This is a genomic window from Desulfolutivibrio sp., from assembly GCF_036584575.1.
In the GTDB taxonomy this organism is placed as follows: Bacteria; Desulfobacterota; Desulfovibrionia; order Desulfovibrionales; family Desulfovibrionaceae; genus Desulfolutivibrio.
On record NZ_JAZHDB010000212.1, the window covers coordinates 1 to 19,652 of the forward strand.

Genomic DNA, 19,652 nt, shown 5'->3' on the forward strand with positions numbered 1-19,652 from the left:
AACAACTACGACTGGATGAAGGAATACTCGTTCCTGGGTTTCATCAGGGATATCGCCCCGGGCCCCGCCCGGACCTCGTTTGACGCGAAACCATGAAAAGCCCCTCCCCCGCATCCATCAACATCCTGTCGGCCCTGGGTTTGGCCCTGGCCGTGACCCTGGCCGTACTTTTTTTCGCGGGCGCACCGCCCTTGACCACCCTGGCCGTGCTGTTCGGCGGCGGTCTTGACTCCACGGCCTCGCTGCTCAAGACCTTTTCCTCCTTCATCCCGCTTTTTTTGTGCGCCACGGCGCTTTTGGCCACCTATGCCGCCGGGCTGTGGAACATCGGCGTGGAGGGGCAGATCACGTTGGGGGCGGTGTTCGCGGCGGGCTTTTTGCGCCTGCCCGACCCGGGAAGCTTCCCCCCGGCCCTGGCCCTGATCCTGGCCCTGGCTGCGGCCTTTGCGGGCGGGGCGCTGTGGGCGCTTTTGGCCGGGGCGCTTCGGGCGTACGGCCGGGTGCATGAAATCTTTTCCGGGCTGGGGCTCAATTTCGCGGCCACCGGGGTCACCCTGTGGCTGATCCTTGGGCCCTGGAAGCGGGCCGGGATGGCCTCCTTAAGCGGCACGGAACCTCTGCCCGAGGCCTTCCGCCTGCCCGGGTTCGCCGGGAAACCGGCCAGCATGGCCGGGCTCGTCCTGGCCGTGGCCGCCTTCGCCCTGACGGTCTGGCTGCTTCGGCGCACCACCTGGGGGCTCAAACTGGCCGCCGTGCGCCAGAACCTCAAGGCCGCCCGGCTCATCGGCCTTTCCCCGAAACGTCGGCTGCTTGAGGCCATGGGCCTGTGCGGCGGGCTGGCCGGGCTGGCCGGGGGGCTTCTGGTCACGGGCCTCTACCACCGCCTGATCCCCTCCATCTCCGGGAACTTCGGCTACACCGCCATTTTGGCCGTGCTCATGGTGTCCTTGGCGCCCGTCTTCGTGCCCGTGTCCTGCTTTTTCTTCGCCGTGCTCCTGGCCGGGGCGGTGCAACTGCCCATGGCCCTGGAGCTGGATTCGTCGCTTAGCGGCGTCATCCAGGGGGTTTTGGTGCTGGCCTTTCTGGCCGCCGGGCGCATGGGCATCGGCGGCAGACTTGGGGGCAGGCTCACGGGGGACAAGACCTGATGGACGTCTTCGCCGCCACCCTGGCCGCCGTGCTCTTCGCCGGGGCCCCCCTGGCCCTGGCCGCCCTGGGCGAGACGTTGTCCGAGCGGGCCGGGGTCATCAACCTGTCCGTGGACGGCGCCGTGCTTTTTTCGGCCATGGCCGCCTTCGTGACGGCCCGGGTCACGGGCGACGCCTGGATCGGCATGCTCGGCGGGGCCCTGGCCGGGGCTGGCGTCGCCGGGGTGCTGGCCCTGGTGGGGCTTTGGCTGCGCGCCCCCATCCTGGCCGTGGGGTTCATCCTAACCCTTTTGTGTCGCGACCTGGCCTATTTCCTGGGCCACGCCCACGCCCGCCAGCCCGGCCCGGACCTCGGGGTATGGACCATCCCGGGGCTTTCCGACATCCCCTTTGTGGGCACGGTCATCGGCCGCCAGAGCCCGGTGGTTTTTTTAAGCATCGTGTCCGTGGCCGCGGCCTCGTTTTTCCTCTACCGCACCCGGGCCGGGATGCGCCTGCGCGCCGCCGGGGAATCCCCGCGCGCGGCCTTCGCCCGGGGCATCCCGGTGGAGCGGTTGAAAGTCCTCTACTGTCTGGCGGGCGGGGCCTTTTCCGGGCTGGCCGGGGCGGCCTATTCCCTGGGGGTCAAGCCTGGCTGGGGCCATCCCCAGGGGGCCGAGGGCGCGGGCTGGATCGCCCTGGCCATCGTCATCTTCGGCGGCTGGCGGCCGTCGCGGGTGGTGCTCGGGGCCTATTTCTTCGCGCTCATCCAGGTCATGGGCATCCACCTCCAGGACTTCCTGCCCGGGCTTTCCAGCACGCTGTTCCAGATCGCGCCCTTTCCGGTCATGATCCTGACCCTGCTTTTCATCAATATCCGCCGCTCCGGACGTTTCCGCGACGCGGTGCAAAACGTCCCCCTCCTGGGACGGCTGGCCGGGAAACCGCCCGCCGGAGCCCCCGGGGCCCTGGCCGGGGTGCTGGACCAGGATGCGGCCTAAGCCGCCGCACGCAGGAACCATGGCCCACACCCAAGAAAACACATCGCCTCCCGAGAAGAAAGACGCCGCCTATTCCCACGGCATCCTCGCCAAGTTCCTGCATCTGGCCGGGGCCCAATGGCTGCGCGACGGCCTGCACACGGTCTTTTTGGTCTACCTGGCCCGGCAGAGCACCAGCGATTACGGCGAATTCATGGTGGCCTTCGGCCTGGCCTCCATCATCCTCTTTCTGGGGGAGTTCGGCCTCAATCAACCCCTGGTGGCCTCCTTAAGCAAAAAATTCACCCACAAGGGCGACATCCTGGCCCAGTACACCCTGCTCAAGGGGGGCATCCTCACGGCCGGATGGCTGGGGGTGCTGATCTTCGTCGTGTGGCAGGACTATACCCCGGGGCTGACGAATCTGGTGTTGGTCATCAGCGCCGGGGTGGGGCTGGAGGCCCTGGCCAGCTCCTTTTTCGTGGCCATCCGGGTGGAGGGCCGCCAGGATCTGGAGGCCCGCATCCGGGCCGTGGCCGCCATTTTGGGATACGGCTGGGGGCTTTCGCTTTTGATCGCCGGGGCCGCGCCGCACTGGATCGCGCTTTTCAAGCTCATTGAAAACGGGGTCAACCTGGCGGGCGGCATCTGGATGGCCCTGGCCAAGACCGATTTCGAGGGACTGACGCTCAAGCGCAAATCCCTGGCCCGCACCTGGGCCACGGCCAAAAACGGGGCGGTGTTCGTGCTCATGGCCCTGGCGGCCATCCTCTACAACAAGGCCAACGTCTATTTCCTGCAAGGCCAGGCCGGGCCCACCAAAGTGGCCCAGTACAGCGCCACTTGGGAACTGGTGGACGGCATGGCCATCCTGGTCTCCAACCTGCTCCTGCGCAGCGTCCTGTACCCCCTTTTCGTCAGGCTGTGGAAAAACGACAGGCAGGAGTTCGCCCGGCTGGCCTCGGACTGCCTGCGCTGGCTCGTCGGCATTTCCCTGCCGGTGATGTTCATCCTGTATGTCGAATCCGACCGGATCATCGGGGCCATCTACGGCGGGGCCTACCATGAGGCCATGTGGATGCAGAAATACCTGGTGTTCACCATCATCTGCGCCTTCATCCACAACCTGGCCGCCTACCTGATGATGAGCCAGGGCAAGGAGCGGCTCCTGCTTTTCATCTACGTGGCCGGGCTGGGGGTCAACCTCGTCCTGTGCGCCACGCTCATTCCGGCCGACCCCCTGCTCGGGGCCTGCCTGGCCATGCTCGTCACCAAGGCCGCCGTGGCCCTGGCCTCCACCGCCTACTGCCATTTCAGCATGCGCATCATCAATCTGAGCGCCCTGGCCCCCATCGGTCTGGCCCTGGCCGCCGGATGCGGCCTGTATCTCCTTCTGGGACTGACGGGCGTGCGGGAGCTGGCCGAGGCGGCGGCCCTGATCCCCTTCATCTTCCTGGTCAAAAAATGGCGGGCCGAGATCAAGGCCCGGCAGGCGGCAGCCGCGTAACGCCCTTCCCCTCCCAGGCAGGAACACGGAAGACTGGCGGTCGGCGGCCCGTTTTTTTTCTCGGAGAACTCTCGGCATCGGTCAGATCATGCGCCACCTCATTCGGTCATATCACGTGCTCGCGACACGCCCCGGGATTTGCCTTTGCCAAACGACTGTAACATTCGTAATGTAGCGTATCCCGAAATGGCCGTCGCACGGCGCCGCCGCGCGAGGGCCGGACACAGCGAACCCTCACCCCACGGCGTGAGCGGGAGGCAAGCGCATATGGCCCTGCCCATCAAGCCCAAACTGGAAAAGACCCTGCCACGAGACGAACTGGCTGATTTTTTGCGTCAGTTGGCGGCTCAGGCCCAATCGGGCGCCCTGGATTTTCCCGGCGGCTCCGTGCCCCTTGCGGGCATGAAGGCGCTGAAAATCTCGGTCAAGGACTCGGGAGAGGCCCTGACCGTCAAGGTGCGCCTGAAATATCCCAAACCCGAGCCGACCGCCGCCCCCGGGCCCGGCCGGGGCACGGCCGCAGCAGGCTCCGGGGCCTCCTTGCGCCCCCGGTACAAGGCGCTGAAAAAACGCATGAAACGCGATTTCAAGGACATCGGCGCCGCCCTGGCCGCCGGGAGCGCCCCCCGGCCGGACATCCTGGCCGCCTTCGTGGCCGATTCGCGGCTCATGACCACCTACCGGGGCAAGGGCGACGACCACTATCCGGCCTATCTGGAGGCGGTGGCCGCCCTCGAGGCCGCCCAGGCGGCCGGCGACCTGGAGGCCATGGCCCGGGGCTACCGGGAACTGGCCCTGTGCAAAAAAAAATGCCATGCCGACCAAGCCTGATATGGGCGAACACAAGGCGATACCCATGGAAGCAGTGAAAAAAATCGGCGCCCAGGCCCGGGGCGCGGACATCGATTTGCGGGAGGTGCCCGGCGAGGCCACCGAGGAGGAGCGGGCCGCCTTTTTCCAGGTGATCTCCACGCAGCTTTCCCCGGAGCAGATCACCCGGATCACCCAACCGGAGCAGACCTATCCCCGCCAGGACTATGTCCTGGCCGTCCATTGGCACCCCGAACAGGTGCCCATGGAGCTTGTCGACCAGCGCCTGGACGCCCTCTACCCCCACCGCCAGGGGGAACTGGTCATCCCCACCCAGCACAACGTGCTCTTGCACCGGGGCGACTATTCCGGGGTGGAGGTGGACTGCTATTCCCGGGGGTTCAACCGCAAGGTGCAGCTTCTTTTGCATTTCAAGGACATCAAGATGGAACGGGCCGAGGTGCTTTTATGCATGCTCAAGCACACCTTCAAGTACCGCTCCTCCCAGCTTTTCGAATATTTGAACACCCTGGTGGAGCCGACCTTCGAAGACCGCCTGCAGATGGCCGCCGCCCAGACCAACACCGACGAGGACATTGTGGGCTTCGTGCGCGTCCAGGCCCAGAAACTCAAGGATCTGCTCCTGGAAAACGAGGAGCAGGTTCCCGACGACGCCATCAAAAACAAGCTGGTGCGCAACTTCTTCGACGCCCTGCGGCAACGCTACCAAGACCGGGTCATCGACAAGGCCCAGGTCTTTCTCAAGGCGGCCAAAGAAATCGTCAAGCGTCACTTTTCCCTGGACTATTTCTACCGGGCCTCGGAGGTCATCGAGGAGGCCCGCAGCCTTGGCGCGGGCGTGGTCATCCCCCACCCGGAGCAGTTCTGGCCCATCCTTCTGGCCGACTACGACGTGGATGGCATCGAGGTCTGGAATCCCCAGTCCCAGCAGTACACGGAGTTTCTCATCAACGTGGTCAACCGCCGCAACCGCATGGGCTGGCACGGCAAGCGTCCCATCCTGATTTTCATGGGCGACGACTGCCACTTGAGCGAAAAGCTGAAGGCGCCCTCGGAGCAGGATCCGGCCAAGGCCATCCGTGAGGTGGGCCTGCAGCCCGCCTGGGACGACTACGCCATCCGCAAAAGTCTGATCATCAACGGCGTCAACCGCAAAAAGGTCATCGAGGAATATCGCTCCCGGCTGTCCTGACGGCCCGCGGCGCGATGCCGACATGCCCGAAAAAGGTATCCCCATGTCCCAGAAAGGCAAATTCTCCTACGAATCCCTCCAGGATTCGCAGATTCTGCTCACCTACCTGAAGGCCTTGGTGCAGGGCTTCGAATCCGGGACCATGCGGTTTTCGGTCAAGGACGACGAGATCGAACTGCATCCCTCGGGGCTGATCCACTTCGGAGTGGAGGCCAAGGCCAAGCGGGATCGCATGAAGCTGATGCTCAAGTTCGCCTGGCGCGAGGGGCAGGACGACCCCAGGGCCGGACACGACGTGTTGACCGTCGACCCGGCAAAACCGTGATCCCGGCCTTTTGTCCCTGCATGTCCACACCTGTTTCGCAAGCCACGCGAGAACCATAATGAAGTTTCTGGAAGGCATCGAAGAGAATCTGCGGTTCATGGTCCTTGAGGTCACCCGCCAGGTGGAAAGCACCCTCAACTGCCTGGAAGACCCGGACCCCGCCCTCATCGCCAAGATAGAGAGCCGCGACGACTACATCGACAACCTGAAAAGCGTCATCGAAAACCTGTGCTATTCCAAGATTCACGGACCAAGCGGGGCCTACAAACCCGCCGTGGACCTGGCCCGGGCCATCAACATCGTCAGCGCCAACCTGGAACGGGTGGCCGACCACGCCGTGAACATCGTCATGCAGGTCCAATACCTGTCCGACCCGGCGTTCATCAAACGCTACGACTACCTGGCCGGTTTCCACGAGGTGGACAAGGCTCTGGGCATCATCGTCAAGGCCCTTCTGTCCCAGGACGTGACCCTGGCGTTTAAGATCTGCCGGGCCGAATTCAACCTGGACGCCATCTTCAAGGACAATTTCGACCGCATCCTGGTGGACCTGCGCAAGGGCGAATCCCCGGAGAACTGCATCACCTGCCACAACATCTTCCGCTACCTGGAGCGCATGGGGGATTCCATCTTAAACATCGGCGAGGCCATCATCTTCGCCGCCGTGGGAGAGAAATTCAAGATCCACCAGTATCAGGCCTTAAAAGATACCCTGGCCCAACGCGGGGCCGAGGTGCCCATCACCAAGGGCGAATTCCAGTCCATCTGGGGCACCCACTCGGGGTGTCGCATCGGCAAGCTGCCCGACAAGCCCGGCTCCAAATCCCACGGGGTGCTCTTCAAGGAAGGCAACGCCACCAAGATCATCCAGGAGAAGGAGAACATCGAGCACTGGGAGGCCATCCTGCCCGGCCTGCCGCCCCGGGTGCAGGGATTCCAAAGCGAGGGCGACTCGGCCTCCATGCTCCTGGAATACCTGGGCGGCTGCACCCTGCAACAGGTGGTGCTCACGGCCGATGCCGAAATCGCGGCCAACGCCATGTTTTTGGTGGAACAGACCATGTCCCTTTTGTGGGACAAGACCAAAAAGGAAGGCCCGATCTCGGCCGGGTACATCCGCCAGCTCCACGCCCGCCTGGAGGACGTCTTCCGGCTGCATCCCGATTTCGACACCCCGCCGCGCACCATGGGCGACCTGGAATTGTGGTCCTTCGCGGAAATGCTCGAGGCCACGGCGGAGCTCGAACGGCAGTTGCCCGCCCCTTTTTCCGTGTTCATCCACGGCGACTGCAACATCAACAACATCATCTACGAGCACACCGAACAGCGCATCCACTACATCGATCTGCACCGCTCCAAGGACACGGACTACATCCAGGACGTCTCCGTGTTTCTGGTTTCCAACTTCCGCCTGCCTATCATGGACCAGAACATGCGCCAGAGGCCAAACCAGGTCATCGCCCGGTTCCTGGACTTCTCCCGGGACTACGCCCGGGCCCACGACGACGACACCTTCGACGCCCGGCTGACCCTGGGACTTATCCGCTCGTTTCTGACCTCCACCCGGTTCGAGTTCAACCGGGAATTCGCCAAGGACATGTTCCTGCGCTGCGTCTATCTCATGAGCCGCATCCTGACCCATGCCGGGAGCCCCTGGCAGGATTTCCAGCTGCCCGAACGGGTGCTGTACTACTAACCCCTTGCCCGGAGGCCCCGGCCGCCTCCATCCGGAGCAACGGATGCGCGACCATCCCCTGAGCCGGGCGCACGCCGCACCGCCGGGCTACAGCCTGAGCCAGGCCGTGGCGACCCTGTGCCGGACGTTCGCCCCGGCCGCCAGCCTGTCCCTGGCCCTGGCCCAGACCCGGGTGGCCGTGGTCTGCGACTCCATGGACGCGGCCCGGGCCGTGGACGCGGCCTTTCGGGATTTCGCCGCCCCCCCCGGACCCGCCGACATCACCATCCTCTTGCACTGCCGGGCTCCGGTTCCCGAGGACTTCTGCCCCGGCATGGTCCTGGCCGACCGCCCCTTCGATCCCCGCGACGCCGCCTCCAAGGAACAATGGGCGGACCTCCCAGGCGGCCGGGTGGTCCGCAAAAAACGCACGGGCATGGTCTTTGTCTTCGGCGAGAACGTGCATGTGGCCGCCGGGCCGTGCCTGGACCACCTGGACCAAGTCGTGAACTTCATCAACTTCCGGATGGTCGCCAGGCATTTGTCCCAGGGATGCCTGCTGTCCCATGCCTCGGGCGTGGCCCGGGGAGAACGGGGGATTCTCCTGGCCGGGGTGGCCGGGGCCGGGAAATCCACCCTGGCCCTGCGCCTTGTGGGCCGGGGACTGGACTTCGTGTCCAACGACCGCCTGCTCGTGGGGCCTCGGCAGCCAGGCCCCCGCATGTACGGCCTGGCCAAGATGCCGCGCATCAATCCCGGCACGGCCCTGGCCGACCCCAATCTGGCCCGGGTGCTCCCCGAGGCCGACCGCGCCGCCTTCGCGGCCCTGCCGACGGATCGACTGTGGGAGGTGGAACGAAAATACGATGCGGACATCGACGATCTCTTCGGTCCCGGCAGGTTCCGGCTGGCTGCGGACCTTTTTGCCGTGGCCGTGCTCACCTGGCGACGCGGCGGCGGCAAAACGCGCGTCACCCCCGTGGACCTGTCCGCCCGGCCCGATCTGCTTGGCCGCATCATCAAGCGTCCGGGCATCTTCCTGCGCTGCGCCCAAACCAAAACCCACGATCCCGAGACGTTCGCCCGCCGCCTGCACGGCCTGCCGACCTTCGAATTCTCGGGCGGCATCGATTTCCCGGCCGCCGAAGACGCCCTGCTGGCCTTCCTGGACCGCCCGGAATAACCCCTTCCCCCACCCCCCGGCCGGGCGTTTTTCCCTCCCGGCTTGTCACACCCGTGATTTTATGGTTTTTTATCAAACCGCCATGGCGCACATTCGTCTCATGCCCATTTCACCCCCGCGCCGGCGCGAGAGACGGTCATGTACACGACTCCCCTGGTCCTGCCCCGTCCGGCCGAAGGCGCGCGGCAGAAACGCGTCCTGATCGTGGAGGACGACCCCGTCTCCGCCCAGGTTCTGGCCAAGCGCCTGGACCTCCTCGGATTTTTCTGCACCGGGATCGCCCAGGATGCGGACACCGCCCTGGACATGGCCAAAACAACCCTCCCCGATCTCGTGCTCCTGGACATCCGCATCCCCGGAAGCATGGACGGCATCGGCCTGTGCGACGTCATCCAGCGCCGCCACCACATTCCGGTGATCCTGGTCACCGCCTACACCCAGGAGGAGATCACCACCCAGGCCGCGGCCGTGAACCCCTACGGCCTGTTGTTCAAGCCGGTGGATTTTTCCCAACTCCGGGTGGCCATGGAGACGGCCCTGCGCAAACGGGCCGAGGAGGATCTGCAGGAGAGCTCCGAACGTTTCCGGGCCACCTTCGAACAGGCCGCCGTGGGCATGTGCCATGTGCTGACCGACGGCCGGTTCCTGCGGGTCAACGAGCAACTGTGTCGGCTTCTGGGCTATCCTCGCCCGGAGCTGGCCGGGAGCGCCCTGCGCGCCGTGGCCTATGAAGACGACCTGGAGATGGCCGACGAGGCCACCTTCAGCATCCTTTCCGGCCGCATCGAGACCCACACCTTCGAAATGCGCTTAAGCCGCAAGGACGGCGCCCTGGTCTGGGCCCTGGTCACCCTCTCCCCCGCCCGGGGGGCCTCCGGCGCCATCGACTATCTCATCGCCGTGATCCAGGACGTAACCCAGAGCCACCGCGCCGCCGAGGAGCTGCGCGAGAGCGAGGAGACCCTGCGCAAGATTCTCCTGGGCATCCGGGCCGCCATCTTCATCATCGACCCCAAGACCATGGAGATCATGGACGCCAACGCCATCGCCGAAAACCTCATCGGGATCGACAAGGCGGCCCTTGTGGGACAATTCTGCTGCTCCCTGGGCTGGCTGGACAAACGCGGTCGGGAGATATCCGGCCATTGCCGGTTTCTGGACGGCAACCTCATCGACGAGGAAATGCGCCTGCGAAAGGCCGACGGCCGCATCGTGCCCATCACCAAGACCGTGATCTCGGGCATGCGCCGGGGCAGGCTCGTGCTGTACGAAATCGTGTTCGACATCACCGAACGCAAGGCCCTGGAACGGCGGCTGTCCATCGCCCAAAAGCTCGAATCCGTGGGGGAACTGGCCGCCGGGGTGGCCCACGAGATCAACACCCCCATCCAGTACATCGGCGACAACCTGCACTACCTGCAATCCGCCTACGCCGATCTGCACCGCATACTGGATGCGGCCCTGTCCGCCCTGGCCCTGCCCTCGGTGCGCGACGCCGCCGGAGAGGCCCTGCGGGAGGTGGACACGGCCCGCACCGCCGCCGACCTGGACTTTTTGACCGAAGAGGTGCCCAAGTCCCTGGAGCAATCCCTGGAGGGCGTGGAACGGGTGGCCTCCATCGTCCGGGCCATGAAAAAATTCTCCCATCCGGGCGGTGAGGAGAAAACCGCCGTGGACATCAACAAGGCCGTGGAGAACACCATCCTGGTGGCCAGGAACGAGTGGAAATACGTGGCCGACGTGGTCACCGACCTGGATGCCGACCTGCCGCCCGTGCATTGCCTGCCCGGCGACTTCAACCAGGTGATCCTAAACGTGCTCATCAACGCCGCCCACTCCATCGGCGACGCCGTCCGCGGCACGTCGGAAAAAGGCCGCATCACCATCGTCACCCGGCGGGAGGGAGACCTGGTCCGGCTTTCCATCACTGACACCGGCACGGGCATCCCGGAGAACAACCGGGAAAAAATCTTCGACCCCTTTTTCACCACCAAGGAGGTGGGCCGGGGCACCGGCCAGGGGCTGGCCATCGTCCATGACATCGTCGTGGACAAACATGACGGAACCATCGACGTGGAATCGGAGGTGGGCAAAGGCGCCACGTTCCACATCCGCATTCCCATTGGAGGCGACCATGGAGGCGAGATCCCGCGATGAAAAAGAAACGCATCCTGTTCGTTGACGACGAGCAGCATGTGCTCGACGCCCTGCGCCGCATGCTGCACGGCATGCGCGACCACTGGGAGATGAGCTTCGCCACCTCCGGGAAACGGGCCCTGGACATCCTGCAGAGCTCCCCCCAGGACGTGATCGTGGCCGACATGCGCATGCCGGGCATGGATGGCGTCACGCTGCTCGATCAAGTCCGCTCAAGCCATCCCGGCGTCATCCGCCTGGTCCTGTCCGGACATTCCGATACGAACACGGCGCTTCAATCCGTTCGCCATGCCCACCAATTCCTGCTCAAGCCCTGCCAGGCCGGGGAACTTCGGGCCGCCATAGACCGGGCCACCACCCTCCAGGACATCTTTTCCAACGAGGCGGTCAAGACCGTGGTGGCCAAGATCGAGACCCTGCCCAGCCTGCCCCGGACCTATCTGGAACTCATGCAGGAACTGCGCCGGGAAGAGCCGTCCCTACGCATCGTGGGGGAGTTGATCAACCAGGACGTGGGCATGTCCGCCAACATCTTAAAACTTGTCAATTCGGCCTTTTTCGGCCTGCGAACCCATGTATCGAGCCCGGTCCACGCCGTGAACCTCCTGGGCACCGAGATCATCAAGGCCCTGATCATCTCCCTGCACCTGTTTTCGCGTTTCAACATGGACCGTTTTCCGGAATTTTCCCTGGAGCTCTTGTGGAAACACAGCCTGACCACCGGGCTTTTCGCCAAGACCATCGCCCAGGCCGAGGAACGCAGGCCCCAGGAGATCGACGACTGCTATATCTCCGGGCTTTTGCACGACGTGGGCAAGCTGCTTCTGGCCGCCAACTTCGAGGAGCGCTACCAGGAGGTGCTCTCCCGAAGCCGGACGGAACGGCGCACGGTGCATGACATGGAAAAGGAAATCTTCTCGGCCTCCCACGCCGAGATCGGGGCCTACCTGCTGGGCCTGTGGGGACTTCCCGAAAACGTGGTCACGGCCATCTTCTCGCACCACACGCCTCCGGCCGCCCCCCTGCCAGGCTTCTCCACCCTTTTGGCCGTGCATGCGGCCAACAGCCTGGAACACGAACTGGTGGTGCTCAACGCCGATTACGCCCCCCACCCCATGGACACCACCTTCCTGGAGGTCTCCGGCATGGGGCGCAGGATTGAGGACTGGCGGCAGGCCTGCGCCAGACGACTTACGGAGGAATTCCATCTTGAACGAGAAAATACTCTTCGTTGACGACGAATCCAACATCCTGGACACCTTCCGCCGGGGACTGCACAGGCGATTCCCCCTGGAAACGGCTCTGGGCGGCAAGGAGGGTCTCGTCTGCCTGCAAAACTCCGGCCCCTTCGCCGTGGTGGTTTCCGATCTCAAAATGCCCAAGATGGATGGCATCCAGTTTCTGCGCCATGTGCGCGAAATGTCCCCCAGCACCGTGCGGGTCATGCTGACCGGACATGCGGACCTGGAGGCGGCCATTGCGGCCGTGAACGAGGGGCATGTCTTCCGGTTTCTGACCAAGCCCTGCGACGGGGGAACCCTGATCAAGACCCTGGAGGCGGCCCTGGAGCAGTACCGGCTGATCACCGCCGAAAAGGAGCTTCTGCACGGCACCCTGCGCGGCAGCATCAAGGTGCTGGTGGAAATCCTGTCCCTGGTCAACCCCGAGGCCTTCGGCCGCAGCGAGCGCATCAAGCGCATGGTCGTGGCCACGGCCAAAGAGCTTCAGCTCAAGAACATCTGGCGTCTGGAACTGGCGGCCATGCTCTCCCAGATCGGCTGCGTGTCCATCCCCGAGGAGATCCTGTCCAAGAAGTATTCCGGCCAGCCCCTCGGCCCCGAGGAGGAGCAGATCTACGGCATGCACGCCTCCATTGCGGTGAAGCTTCTGGAAAACATCCCGCGCATGGACGAGATAAACGCCATCATCGCCCACCAGTCGGACAACTATGTCGTTGGTCTCGAGCAGCCCATGGGGGCCCGCATCCTCAAGGTGGCCCTGGATTTCGACGACCTGGAGCAACAGGGGATGACCAGGGAAAAGGCCATCTCCGTGATGCGGGATCATCCCGAATCCTATGATCCCGAGATTCAGACCGCCTTCGAGCGGGCCGTGTTTTTTGAAGAAGGCTTCGTGCCCAAACGCCTCTCCGTGCGCGAGCTGCTCCCGGGCATGATCCTTGGCGCAGACGTCAAGACCGTCTCCGGCATCCTGCTTTTGGCCAAGGGCCAGGGGCTCACGGACCTGGTTCTGGAACGCCTGATCCGGCTTTCCGGAACCTACGAGGTGCGTGAGCCTGTCCTGGCCCTGGCACCCATTCAATGATCAGCGTAACGCTCCGGGATCGGGAAACACCCGCCCCGGGGACTGTCGTTCAACAGAACAAAAGGAGCGCCCATGCGCGTGACGTCGGAAAAAAAAGGGAACTGCGTGGTGGTGGAGATCGGCGAGGCCGAGGTGAATTTGACCGTTTCCGACGCCTTCAAGGAAACGGTCCTCGACCGCTACACGAGCCTGGGCGGGGGGGATCTGCTGCTCGACCTGCGTCAGGTGAACTTCATGGACAGCAAGGCCATCGGGGCCATGGTGGCCATCCGCAAGGCCGTCGCCGCCAGGAAAAACCGGATGGGCATCTGTGAACTGCATCCCCACGTGCGCAAGGTGGTGGGGGTGGTCACCCTGGGAACCATCTTCGAAATCTTCGAGACCCGGGCAGAGGCCGTGGCGGCCTATGGCGCCGGGGACTAAGTCCCGGCCGGGACCGCCCGCGCGCCTGATTCTTAGCCCGTACGCCGGATGGCCAGCATGGCCAGATCATCGGTGAGACGCCCCATGCAGAACGGCAGGGCCTGGTCGATGACCCGGCCGATGAGTTCCCGCGGCGCGATGTCAGGATGCAAGAGGTCCACCAGCCGTTTTTCGCCGAAAAACTCCCCCGTCGGGGACCGCAGCTCCGTCACCCCGTCGGTGAGCAAAAAAAGCGTGGAACCCGACGCAAAGGGGACGGTCAGGGTCTGCCATGTGAAGTCCTGGTGGAACCCCAGCCCCGGCCCGGTGGGGCCGAGGGTGAGCGTGGACCCGCCCAGCACGTAGGCCGGGGCATGTCCGGCGGAGAGAAACCGCAGGGTGTTGGTCCGGCGGCTGACGGCGGCAAAGGCCAGGGTCACGTACATGTCCAGATCGCCGCCGGCAAGCATGGCGTAGAGCATGCGATTGAGTTCGGCCACCATGTCGGCCGGGTCCGGGCGTGAGGTGGCCAGGGAATACAACAGGCCCTTGCACACGGCCATGAGCAGGGCCGCCGAGGCCCCGTGGCCGCTGATGTCGGCCATGACGATGCGTACGGTCTCGCCGTCGTCCCAGGCGTCGTAGAAGTCCCCCCCGATCTGCTCCTGGGCCTGATAGACGGCGCTGGCCGTAAATCCCGGGAACTCCAGGCGTTGCGGCAAAAGCTGGCTTTGCACATGCCCGGCCAGATAGTGTTCGCGTTCGAGCAGGGCGTTTTTCATCCGCAGTTCGCGGGTCAGGGCGGCCAATCGCAAATGGGTGTCCATGCGGGCCAGAAGCTCCCGCTTTTCGTAGGGCTTTTGCACGAAATCGTTGGCCCCGGCCTCGAAGGCCTCCACCCATTTTCCCCGATCCGTCTCGGTGGACAAAAAAAGGATGGGGATGTCGGCGTGCTGCGGGTCTTCACGGATGCGGCGGATGGCCTCGATGCCGTCCATGCCGGGCATCATGAGGTCCATAAGGATCATGTCCGGGGCGGTCTGCTGCACAATCTCCACCGCGCGCAGGCCGTCTCCGGCCTCCACGATTTCGATGTCAGCAAGCATGGCGATATGCCGTTTGAGCATGTCGCGAACGATGCGGTTGTCGTCCACGATAAGCACCCTGGGCATGGCTGCGGCCCTCCCCTTCATATCCCATCACTGTCACTTCACCGGGCACCTACACCAACCGCTGGCTTCACGCCAGCCCCGATATGACAAAGGCGGCAGAAGCTGCCGCAACACATCGGCCCGGGCTTTGCAATACGGGACATGGGGTGTGCCCCGATATTCCGGCATGAGGACGGGGGCGCATCCCGAAACGCGCCATGCACGCCGGGGCGCCCGCGTCACAGCGCCCGTTTCCCGCCCATGCGGTCCGCCGCAAAAGGGCCGGGACATTCCGGGCGAGACGCCCGGCTAGACAGGGAGGACGGCCATGCTGGGAATGCTCTTTTTGGGATTCGTGTTGGGGACGGCGAGTGCGCTTTTTTTATGCGAGGTGTGGTTTTCGGCCCGAGGCGGCCGCCCGCGGTAAGACCTGGCCGCACTCCCGGCTAGAGGTAGAGCAACACCACATAATAAAACGCCAGCGCTGCGAAATAAAAGACATTATCGGCCTTGCTCATGACTCCTCACTTTTCCGGCCCGGCATGGGCCAAAACGCGCGTCCCGGCCCGGACGGATTTTCCGGGACATTTCCCGGCGCTTGGGCGGAAAACTTCTTGCCAACAACCAGGGCATTTTGTAAAGACCCCTTTCCGGCGCCGAGGTAGCTCAGTCGGTAGAGCAGGGGACTGAAAATCCCCGTGTCGGCAGTTCGATTCTGTCCCTCGGCACCAGATATTTCAAGGGGTTACGGTGAAAACCGGAACCCCTTTTTGCTGTTTGTAGGCTCTTGGCCCCACTCTGGCCCCACCTTCGTTTTTTCCTGTTGGTCGGCTTCGTTTTTGCGGACGCGCAAGCGGCCACGACCGATGAAAGGGCCACGCCTGAACCCTTCTTCTTTTGCGAAGCCTCTGAACTGCTCGGCCTTTTTCGACCAAGTTCATGACGCTGTTCCTGGTCGTGGGAAATACCTGCTCACTTTTTCTTGCGCGTTTTCCCCTTGAACTGCCGCCAGTCTAATTTGCGACGGCGCAGCCCCGGCCACCAGCGCATGGCGATGATGACCGCCAGGAGCAGGACCAGGTAGATGAGGTGCAGCGTGTCGGATCGGGTCATGGTGGTGTGGTCTTGGCGCCTACACGGCCAGCAAGCGCCTGGGGTCGATGTTCAGGGCCTCGGCCAGCAGGCGGGCGTTTTTCTTGCCAATGGGACGCTTGCCGTTCTCCATCTCGGAAATGTGGCGGCGCGGGATGCCGGTTGCCTGGGAAAGGGCGACCTGGGTCATGTCCTCGCGGTACCGCGCCCCGGCCAGAAAGACGCCGGGCAATTCCGCGTCCGCGAAGGGCAGCACCTCCCGCCACGGCCTGGACGGCGCTTCCCGGGCCTCGAAGCCAAGGCCGCGCAAAAGCTCCACGGCCTCCTGGCGCTTGGCCGCCGGGCCGGTAAAGCAAAGCTCCACGGCGTCAGTAGGGGGCTTTTTCGTGAGTGCCTGCATAGACCACCTCGATGACCTTGATTTTTCCGGCCACGTCTTCCCACACGGCCACATATGTGGGGCGGCCTTTCTTCAGGTGGCAATGATGCCGGTTGCCGGGCAGCCTGGAATAGTTCGGCCAGTCCCCGCGCACCGGGCCGCCCGCCTCGATGTCCGCAATCAGAAGGGCCAGGGCTTTTTGAACTTGCCCCGGCAGGCGAGTGACCCGCTTTTCGGTCTTGGCCGCGATGGTGACTATCCAGTCCATGGCCTCCCCTTGAAGATGACTGTACTAATTTTTAGTACATAGTCAAGATGCTGTCCGGGCTATCCTTCAACCCTTTTTCGGAATGGCGTCACCCTGCCGGGCTTGGCCTCCACGGCAACCCCAAGGGCGGCCACGGCCCGGGCCTTACGGAAACTCGCGGGCATGAGTTTCCATCTGCGCCTTCGGAGTTCCTGAACACGAGTTCGCCGGGTTCCCTACGTGGCTTCTTTTCGAGCATTGCGGCCAGTTGCGGCGTCCTGGGAAGGATTTCGTAAGGCCACATGATCTAACGTGAAGCGAGGAACGGGGACTGAAAATCCCCGTGTCGGCAGTTCGATTCTGTCCCTCGGCACCAGATATTTCAAGGGCTTACGGCAAAAAGACCGTAGGCCCTTCTCCCTTTGCGACGCCTCTGAACTGCTCGGCCTTTTTCGACCAGGTTCATGACGCTGTTCCTGGTCGTGGGAAATACCTGCTCACTTTTTCTTGCGCGTTTTCCCCTTGAACTGCCGCCAGTCTAATTTGCGACGGCGCAGCCCCGGCCACCAGCGCATGGCGATGATGACCGCCAGGAGCAGGACCAGGTAGATGAGGTACAGCGCATCGATCGGGTCATGGTGGTGTGGTCTTGGCGCCTACACGGCCAGCTAGCGCCGGGGGTCGATGTTCAGAGCCTCGGCCAGCAGGCGGGCGTTTTTCTTGCCAATGGGGCGCTTTCCGTTCTCCATCTCGGAAATGTGGCGGCGCGGGATGCCGGTTGCCTGGGAAAGTTCGGCCAGTCGCCGCGCACCGATCCGTCCGCCTCAATGTCCACAAGGCCATTGCGTCAATGCGCTTGACTGTCGTCGCCATAGTCCTCCAGATTCAACTGCACCTCTTCGGAGAAGGCGGGCTTGAGCGGGAATTGGACAAAAAACGTGGTTCCCTGGCCTTCCTCCGATTCAAACCATATTTTCCCTTTATGTTTTTCAATAATTTTCAGGACAATGGCCAGCCCCATCCCAGTGCCTTTGCCAACATCCTTTGTCGTGAAAAACGGACTGAATATTTTATCCCTGATGCTCTTTTGGATCCCTGCTCCATTATCGGTGACGGATACAAACAGATGATGTTTTCCAGAATACGTCTTCATATGGATAGTCCCTTTTTCCGACGTATCCCCATACTTCTCTTGCAAGGCGTGGGACGCATTAATGATCAGATTCAAAATGACTTGATTGAAGTCGCTTGGTATGCATTGCAGATTCGGCAGGTTCTCCTCAAAATCACTTGTCAACTGAGCGACGGATTTCCATTCATTCTTGGAAATTGTAATTGTATTCGCTATCTCCCTGTTCACATTGATTGATTTGAACACATCGGAATCAGGATGGGAAAACCGCTTCACTGACGTTACAATCGCGGCAATTCGGTTCAAACCCTCCATGCACTCAGAGATCGCTCGCGGCATTTCTTCGGTGATGAACTCAATATCCAGGCCTTCGAACGCCTGCTGGAGACCCTGCAACGCATCATGAATATCCTCTGAGGCAGCCATTTTAAGCGATTCTCGTATCTTTGTCGTCAAATCCAGCACATCTTCCATATTTTCTTTTATAAAACTGCTATTCCCAATGACATATTGCAGCGGCGTGTTAATCTCATGGGCAATACCCGAGGCCATGACCCCGATAGTCTCCATTTTTTGCGAATGAATAAGTTGCATTTCGATGAGCTTGATGTTTGAAATATTGGTGAGAACTTCATATGATCCCACAAACTTATGTGATGCGTCAAAGAGCGGCGTGGGTGAAGACAAAACGAACACCTTCTCACCATTGCTTTTCACCATGACAAACTCATGGGAATCCGCATTACCTTCTTTACGTAATCGCTGCTGCTCAATGAAATCTTCATTGCATTCTGCATGGAGAAACTTCAGAATTTTCTGGCCGATGATTTCATCCTTGGGATACCCCAATAGTGAGCTCACCATTTCATTGATATAGGTGACCACGAGTTCTTCGTTGAGAACGAGGATCCCTTCGTTCATGGTTTCAACAAGGGTTCGGTATTTGCCCTCGCTCTCTCGAAGTTGCACCTCCGCCATTTTCTTCTCAGAAATATTATCAAAAAATATAATCTTCCCCGAAAACTTTTTCGAGAGATCACGCATGGGAAAAATGGTTATACAATAGTCTTCCTGCATCTTAGAAGTTTCATTAAATATGCTGGCAACAAATTGATTATACGTCGCATTGTATTTATCAAAAGCAGTTAAGGCGCTTGCCATCCATGGAAACAATCTCAGGATATTCTTATTCTTAAATTTCAGAATGCTTTTTGACTTCTTATGTCGAAGTTGTCTTCTATATTCCTGATCATAATAATAAATACCCGTTCCTTCGAGAGGTTCCAACAACTGAACACCTGCCATATTCATATTTTCAATATGATCATCTCGAAGAAGAATCAACGGGCTCAAAAAGCTTTCAAACAGCGTCAGATACTTATTTTTTTCATTCACCAGAAGCATATTTTTCGTCTGCAATTCTTCTAATTTGATGTCTTCCGAGGCAGTTGCCCACTCAATGCAAAATGATAATTCTATCCTATCGAAACAACGAATAAGGTATCTTGAATACTGAGATGCCAGTTCATTTATTTTGATTTTTTCTTTTACAAGATCAAGATACGAGTCACGATAATACTTGAAAAGTCCCAGAAACATTCCCAGATCGATGCCACGACTGCGATGTCGCTTGGCCTCCACCACCCCAAAACTGGCCACGGCATCGTCCCGGTAATTTGAATCGACCCGAATGTCTGGAATCGCATCAGGATTTGCAGAAATGTATTGCGATATGGCGTTCGTCAAACCCGAGATCGAGAGTCGCCACGCCTCCACAAGCGTGGACGTATACTTCGAATATCCATACGCCAATGCATAATGGAGCACGGTATTCATCAAAAAAGATTCATTTTCTTGCAAAAGTATTGCCAACTGACGAAAGGTGTTCATGATATTGTCGTTTCTGTAAAGGTTCTGCGTGCTGGAATTTCTTGGAATGTTTTGGAG

At 61.5% G+C, this 19,652-nt stretch carries 18 protein-coding genes and 1 tRNA gene; 13 read left to right on the plus strand and 6 right to left on the minus strand.

Annotated elements, in window-relative coordinates; all coding sequences use genetic code 11:
* Positions 1-92: 92 nt before the first annotated feature.
* From V3572_RS15380 to V3572_RS15435, 12 genes are all read left to right on the plus strand, one after another.
* A complete protein-coding gene (locus V3572_RS15380) occupies positions 93-1,148 on the plus strand; it encodes an ABC transporter permease (protein ID WP_332111904.1) in 1,056 nt (351 codons plus the stop codon).
* Positions 1,148-2,128, plus strand: coding sequence for an ABC transporter permease (locus V3572_RS15385; protein WP_332111905.1), 981 nt, complete (start codon positions 1,148-1,150; stop codon positions 2,126-2,128). Before V3572_RS15380 ends, V3572_RS15385 begins: the two co-directional genes overlap by 1 nt.
* Before the next feature lie 19 nt (positions 2,129-2,147).
* A complete protein-coding gene (locus tag V3572_RS15390) occupies positions 2,148-3,614 on the plus strand; it encodes an oligosaccharide flippase family protein (RefSeq protein WP_332111906.1) in 1,467 nt (488 codons plus the stop codon).
* A gap of 267 nt (positions 3,615-3,881) precedes the next feature.
* Positions 3,882-4,445, plus strand: a complete 564-nt coding sequence (locus tag V3572_RS15395) for a GAK system XXXCH domain-containing protein (protein ID WP_332111907.1) — start codon at positions 3,882-3,884, stop codon at positions 4,443-4,445.
* A gap of 25 nt (positions 4,446-4,470) precedes the next feature.
* Complete coding sequence (locus tag V3572_RS15400) at positions 4,471-5,637, plus strand: hypothetical protein (RefSeq protein ID WP_332111908.1); 1,167 nt, start codon at positions 4,471-4,473, stop codon at positions 5,635-5,637.
* A gap of 43 nt (positions 5,638-5,680) precedes the next feature.
* Positions 5,681-5,962, plus strand: a complete 282-nt coding sequence (locus V3572_RS15405; protein ID WP_332111909.1) for an amphi-Trp domain-containing protein — start codon at positions 5,681-5,683, stop codon at positions 5,960-5,962.
* A 58-nt stretch (positions 5,963-6,020) separates the two neighbouring features.
* Positions 6,021-7,658, plus strand: coding sequence for a PhoU domain-containing protein (locus V3572_RS15410; protein WP_332111910.1), 1,638 nt, complete (start codon positions 6,021-6,023; stop codon positions 7,656-7,658).
* 43 nt (positions 7,659-7,701) lie between these two features.
* Positions 7,702-8,820, plus strand: a complete 1,119-nt coding sequence (locus V3572_RS15415; protein WP_332111911.1) for an HprK-related kinase B — start codon at positions 7,702-7,704, stop codon at positions 8,818-8,820.
* A gap of 138 nt (positions 8,821-8,958) precedes the next feature.
* Positions 8,959-10,977, plus strand: coding sequence for a PAS domain S-box protein (locus V3572_RS15420; RefSeq protein WP_332111912.1), 2,019 nt, complete (start codon positions 8,959-8,961; stop codon positions 10,975-10,977).
* The gene (locus V3572_RS15425) at positions 10,974-12,212 is read left to right on the plus strand and encodes a response regulator (protein WP_332111913.1); all 1,239 of its coding nucleotides are present in this window, start codon (positions 10,974-10,976) and stop codon (positions 12,210-12,212) included. The genes V3572_RS15420 and V3572_RS15425 overlap by 4 nt, the downstream gene beginning before the upstream one ends.
* A complete protein-coding gene (locus V3572_RS15430) occupies positions 12,187-13,302 on the plus strand; it encodes an HD domain-containing phosphohydrolase (RefSeq protein ID WP_332111914.1) in 1,116 nt (371 codons plus the stop codon). Before V3572_RS15425 ends, V3572_RS15430 begins: the two co-directional genes overlap by 26 nt.
* A 72-nt stretch (positions 13,303-13,374) precedes the next feature.
* Positions 13,375-13,725 (plus strand): STAS domain-containing protein, encoded by a 351-nt coding sequence (locus tag V3572_RS15435; RefSeq protein WP_332111915.1) that lies wholly within the window; start codon positions 13,375-13,377, stop codon positions 13,723-13,725.
* 32 nt (positions 13,726-13,757) lie between these two features.
* Here the strand turns inward: V3572_RS15435 and V3572_RS15440 are convergent, their stop codons facing one another.
* Positions 13,758-14,876, minus strand: coding sequence for a PP2C family protein-serine/threonine phosphatase (locus tag V3572_RS15440; RefSeq protein WP_332111916.1), 1,119 nt, complete (start codon positions 14,874-14,876; stop codon positions 13,758-13,760).
* A 634-nt stretch (positions 14,877-15,510) separates the two neighbouring features.
* Here V3572_RS15440 and V3572_RS15445 point away from each other — a divergent pair.
* Positions 15,511-15,586 (plus strand) — tRNA-Phe (locus V3572_RS15445).
* Positions 15,587-15,827: 241 nt separating this feature from the next.
* Here the strand turns inward: V3572_RS15445 and V3572_RS15450 are convergent.
* The 5 genes from V3572_RS15450 to V3572_RS15470 form a co-directional block, all read right to left on the minus strand.
* Positions 15,828-15,968: a hypothetical protein gene (locus tag V3572_RS15450; protein ID WP_332111917.1), complete on the minus strand. Its 141-nt coding sequence runs from the start codon at positions 15,966-15,968 to the stop codon at positions 15,828-15,830.
* Between the two features lie 19 nt (positions 15,969-15,987).
* Positions 15,988-16,347 (minus strand): helix-turn-helix domain-containing protein, encoded by a 360-nt coding sequence (locus V3572_RS15455; protein WP_332111918.1) that lies wholly within the window; start codon positions 16,345-16,347, stop codon positions 15,988-15,990.
* Positions 16,316-16,594 (minus strand): cytotoxic translational repressor of toxin-antitoxin stability system, encoded by a 279-nt coding sequence (locus V3572_RS15460; RefSeq protein ID WP_332111919.1) that lies wholly within the window; start codon positions 16,592-16,594, stop codon positions 16,316-16,318. The genes V3572_RS15455 and V3572_RS15460 overlap by 32 nt, the downstream gene beginning before the upstream one ends.
* A gap of 647 nt (positions 16,595-17,241) precedes the next feature.
* Positions 17,242-17,388 carry a helix-turn-helix domain-containing protein gene (locus V3572_RS15465; protein WP_442877394.1) on the minus strand — a complete coding sequence of 49 codons (147 nt, stop codon included), beginning with the start codon at positions 17,386-17,388 and terminating at the stop codon, positions 17,242-17,244.
* Positions 17,389-17,420: 32 nt separating this feature from the next.
* The gene (locus V3572_RS15470; protein WP_332111920.1) at positions 17,421-19,595 is read right to left on the minus strand and encodes a two-component system sensor histidine kinase NtrB; all 2,175 of its coding nucleotides are present in this window, start codon (positions 19,593-19,595) and stop codon (positions 17,421-17,423) included.
* Positions 19,596-19,652 lie beyond the last annotated feature (57 nt).

Excerpts from the sequence above, each read along its gene's own strand:
- V3572_RS15390 (WP_332111906.1), top strand. The coding sequence starts at position 2,148 with ATGGCCCACACCCAAGAAAACACATCGCCTCCCGAGAAGAAAGACGCC.
- V3572_RS15400 (WP_332111908.1), top strand. The coding sequence starts at position 4,471 with ATGGAAGCAGTGAAAAAAATCGGCGCCCAGGCCCGGGGCGCGGACATC.
- V3572_RS15410 (WP_332111910.1), top strand. The coding sequence starts at position 6,021 with ATGAAGTTTCTGGAAGGCATCGAAGAGAATCTGCGGTTCATGGTCCTT.
- V3572_RS15405 (WP_332111909.1), top strand. The coding sequence starts at position 5,681 with ATGTCCCAGAAAGGCAAATTCTCCTACGAATCCCTCCAGGATTCGCAG.
- V3572_RS15470 (WP_332111920.1), bottom strand. The coding sequence starts at position 19,595 with ATGAACACCTTTCGTCAGTTGGCAATACTTTTGCAAGAAAATGAATCT.
- V3572_RS15420 (WP_332111912.1), top strand. The coding sequence starts at position 8,959 with ATGTACACGACTCCCCTGGTCCTGCCCCGTCCGGCCGAAGGCGCGCGG.
- V3572_RS15415 (WP_332111911.1), top strand. The coding sequence starts at position 7,702 with ATGCGCGACCATCCCCTGAGCCGGGCGCACGCCGCACCGCCGGGCTAC.
- V3572_RS15425 (WP_332111913.1), top strand. The coding sequence starts at position 10,974 with ATGAAAAAGAAACGCATCCTGTTCGTTGACGACGAGCAGCATGTGCTC.
- V3572_RS15380 (WP_332111904.1), top strand. The coding sequence starts at position 93 with ATGAAAAGCCCCTCCCCCGCATCCATCAACATCCTGTCGGCCCTGGGT.
- V3572_RS15395 (WP_332111907.1), top strand. The coding sequence starts at position 3,882 with ATGGCCCTGCCCATCAAGCCCAAACTGGAAAAGACCCTGCCACGAGAC.
- V3572_RS15450 (WP_332111917.1), bottom strand. The coding sequence starts at position 15,968 with ATGACCCGATCCGACACGCTGCACCTCATCTACCTGGTCCTGCTCCTG.
- V3572_RS15440 (WP_332111916.1), bottom strand. The coding sequence starts at position 14,876 with ATGCCCAGGGTGCTTATCGTGGACGACAACCGCATCGTTCGCGACATG.
- V3572_RS15435 (WP_332111915.1), top strand. The coding sequence starts at position 13,375 with ATGCGCGTGACGTCGGAAAAAAAAGGGAACTGCGTGGTGGTGGAGATC.
- V3572_RS15460 (WP_332111919.1), bottom strand. The coding sequence starts at position 16,594 with ATGGACTGGATAGTCACCATCGCGGCCAAGACCGAAAAGCGGGTCACT.
- V3572_RS15385 (WP_332111905.1), top strand. The coding sequence starts at position 1,148 with ATGGACGTCTTCGCCGCCACCCTGGCCGCCGTGCTCTTCGCCGGGGCC.
- V3572_RS15455 (WP_332111918.1), bottom strand. The coding sequence starts at position 16,347 with ATGCAGGCACTCACGAAAAAGCCCCCTACTGACGCCGTGGAGCTTTGC.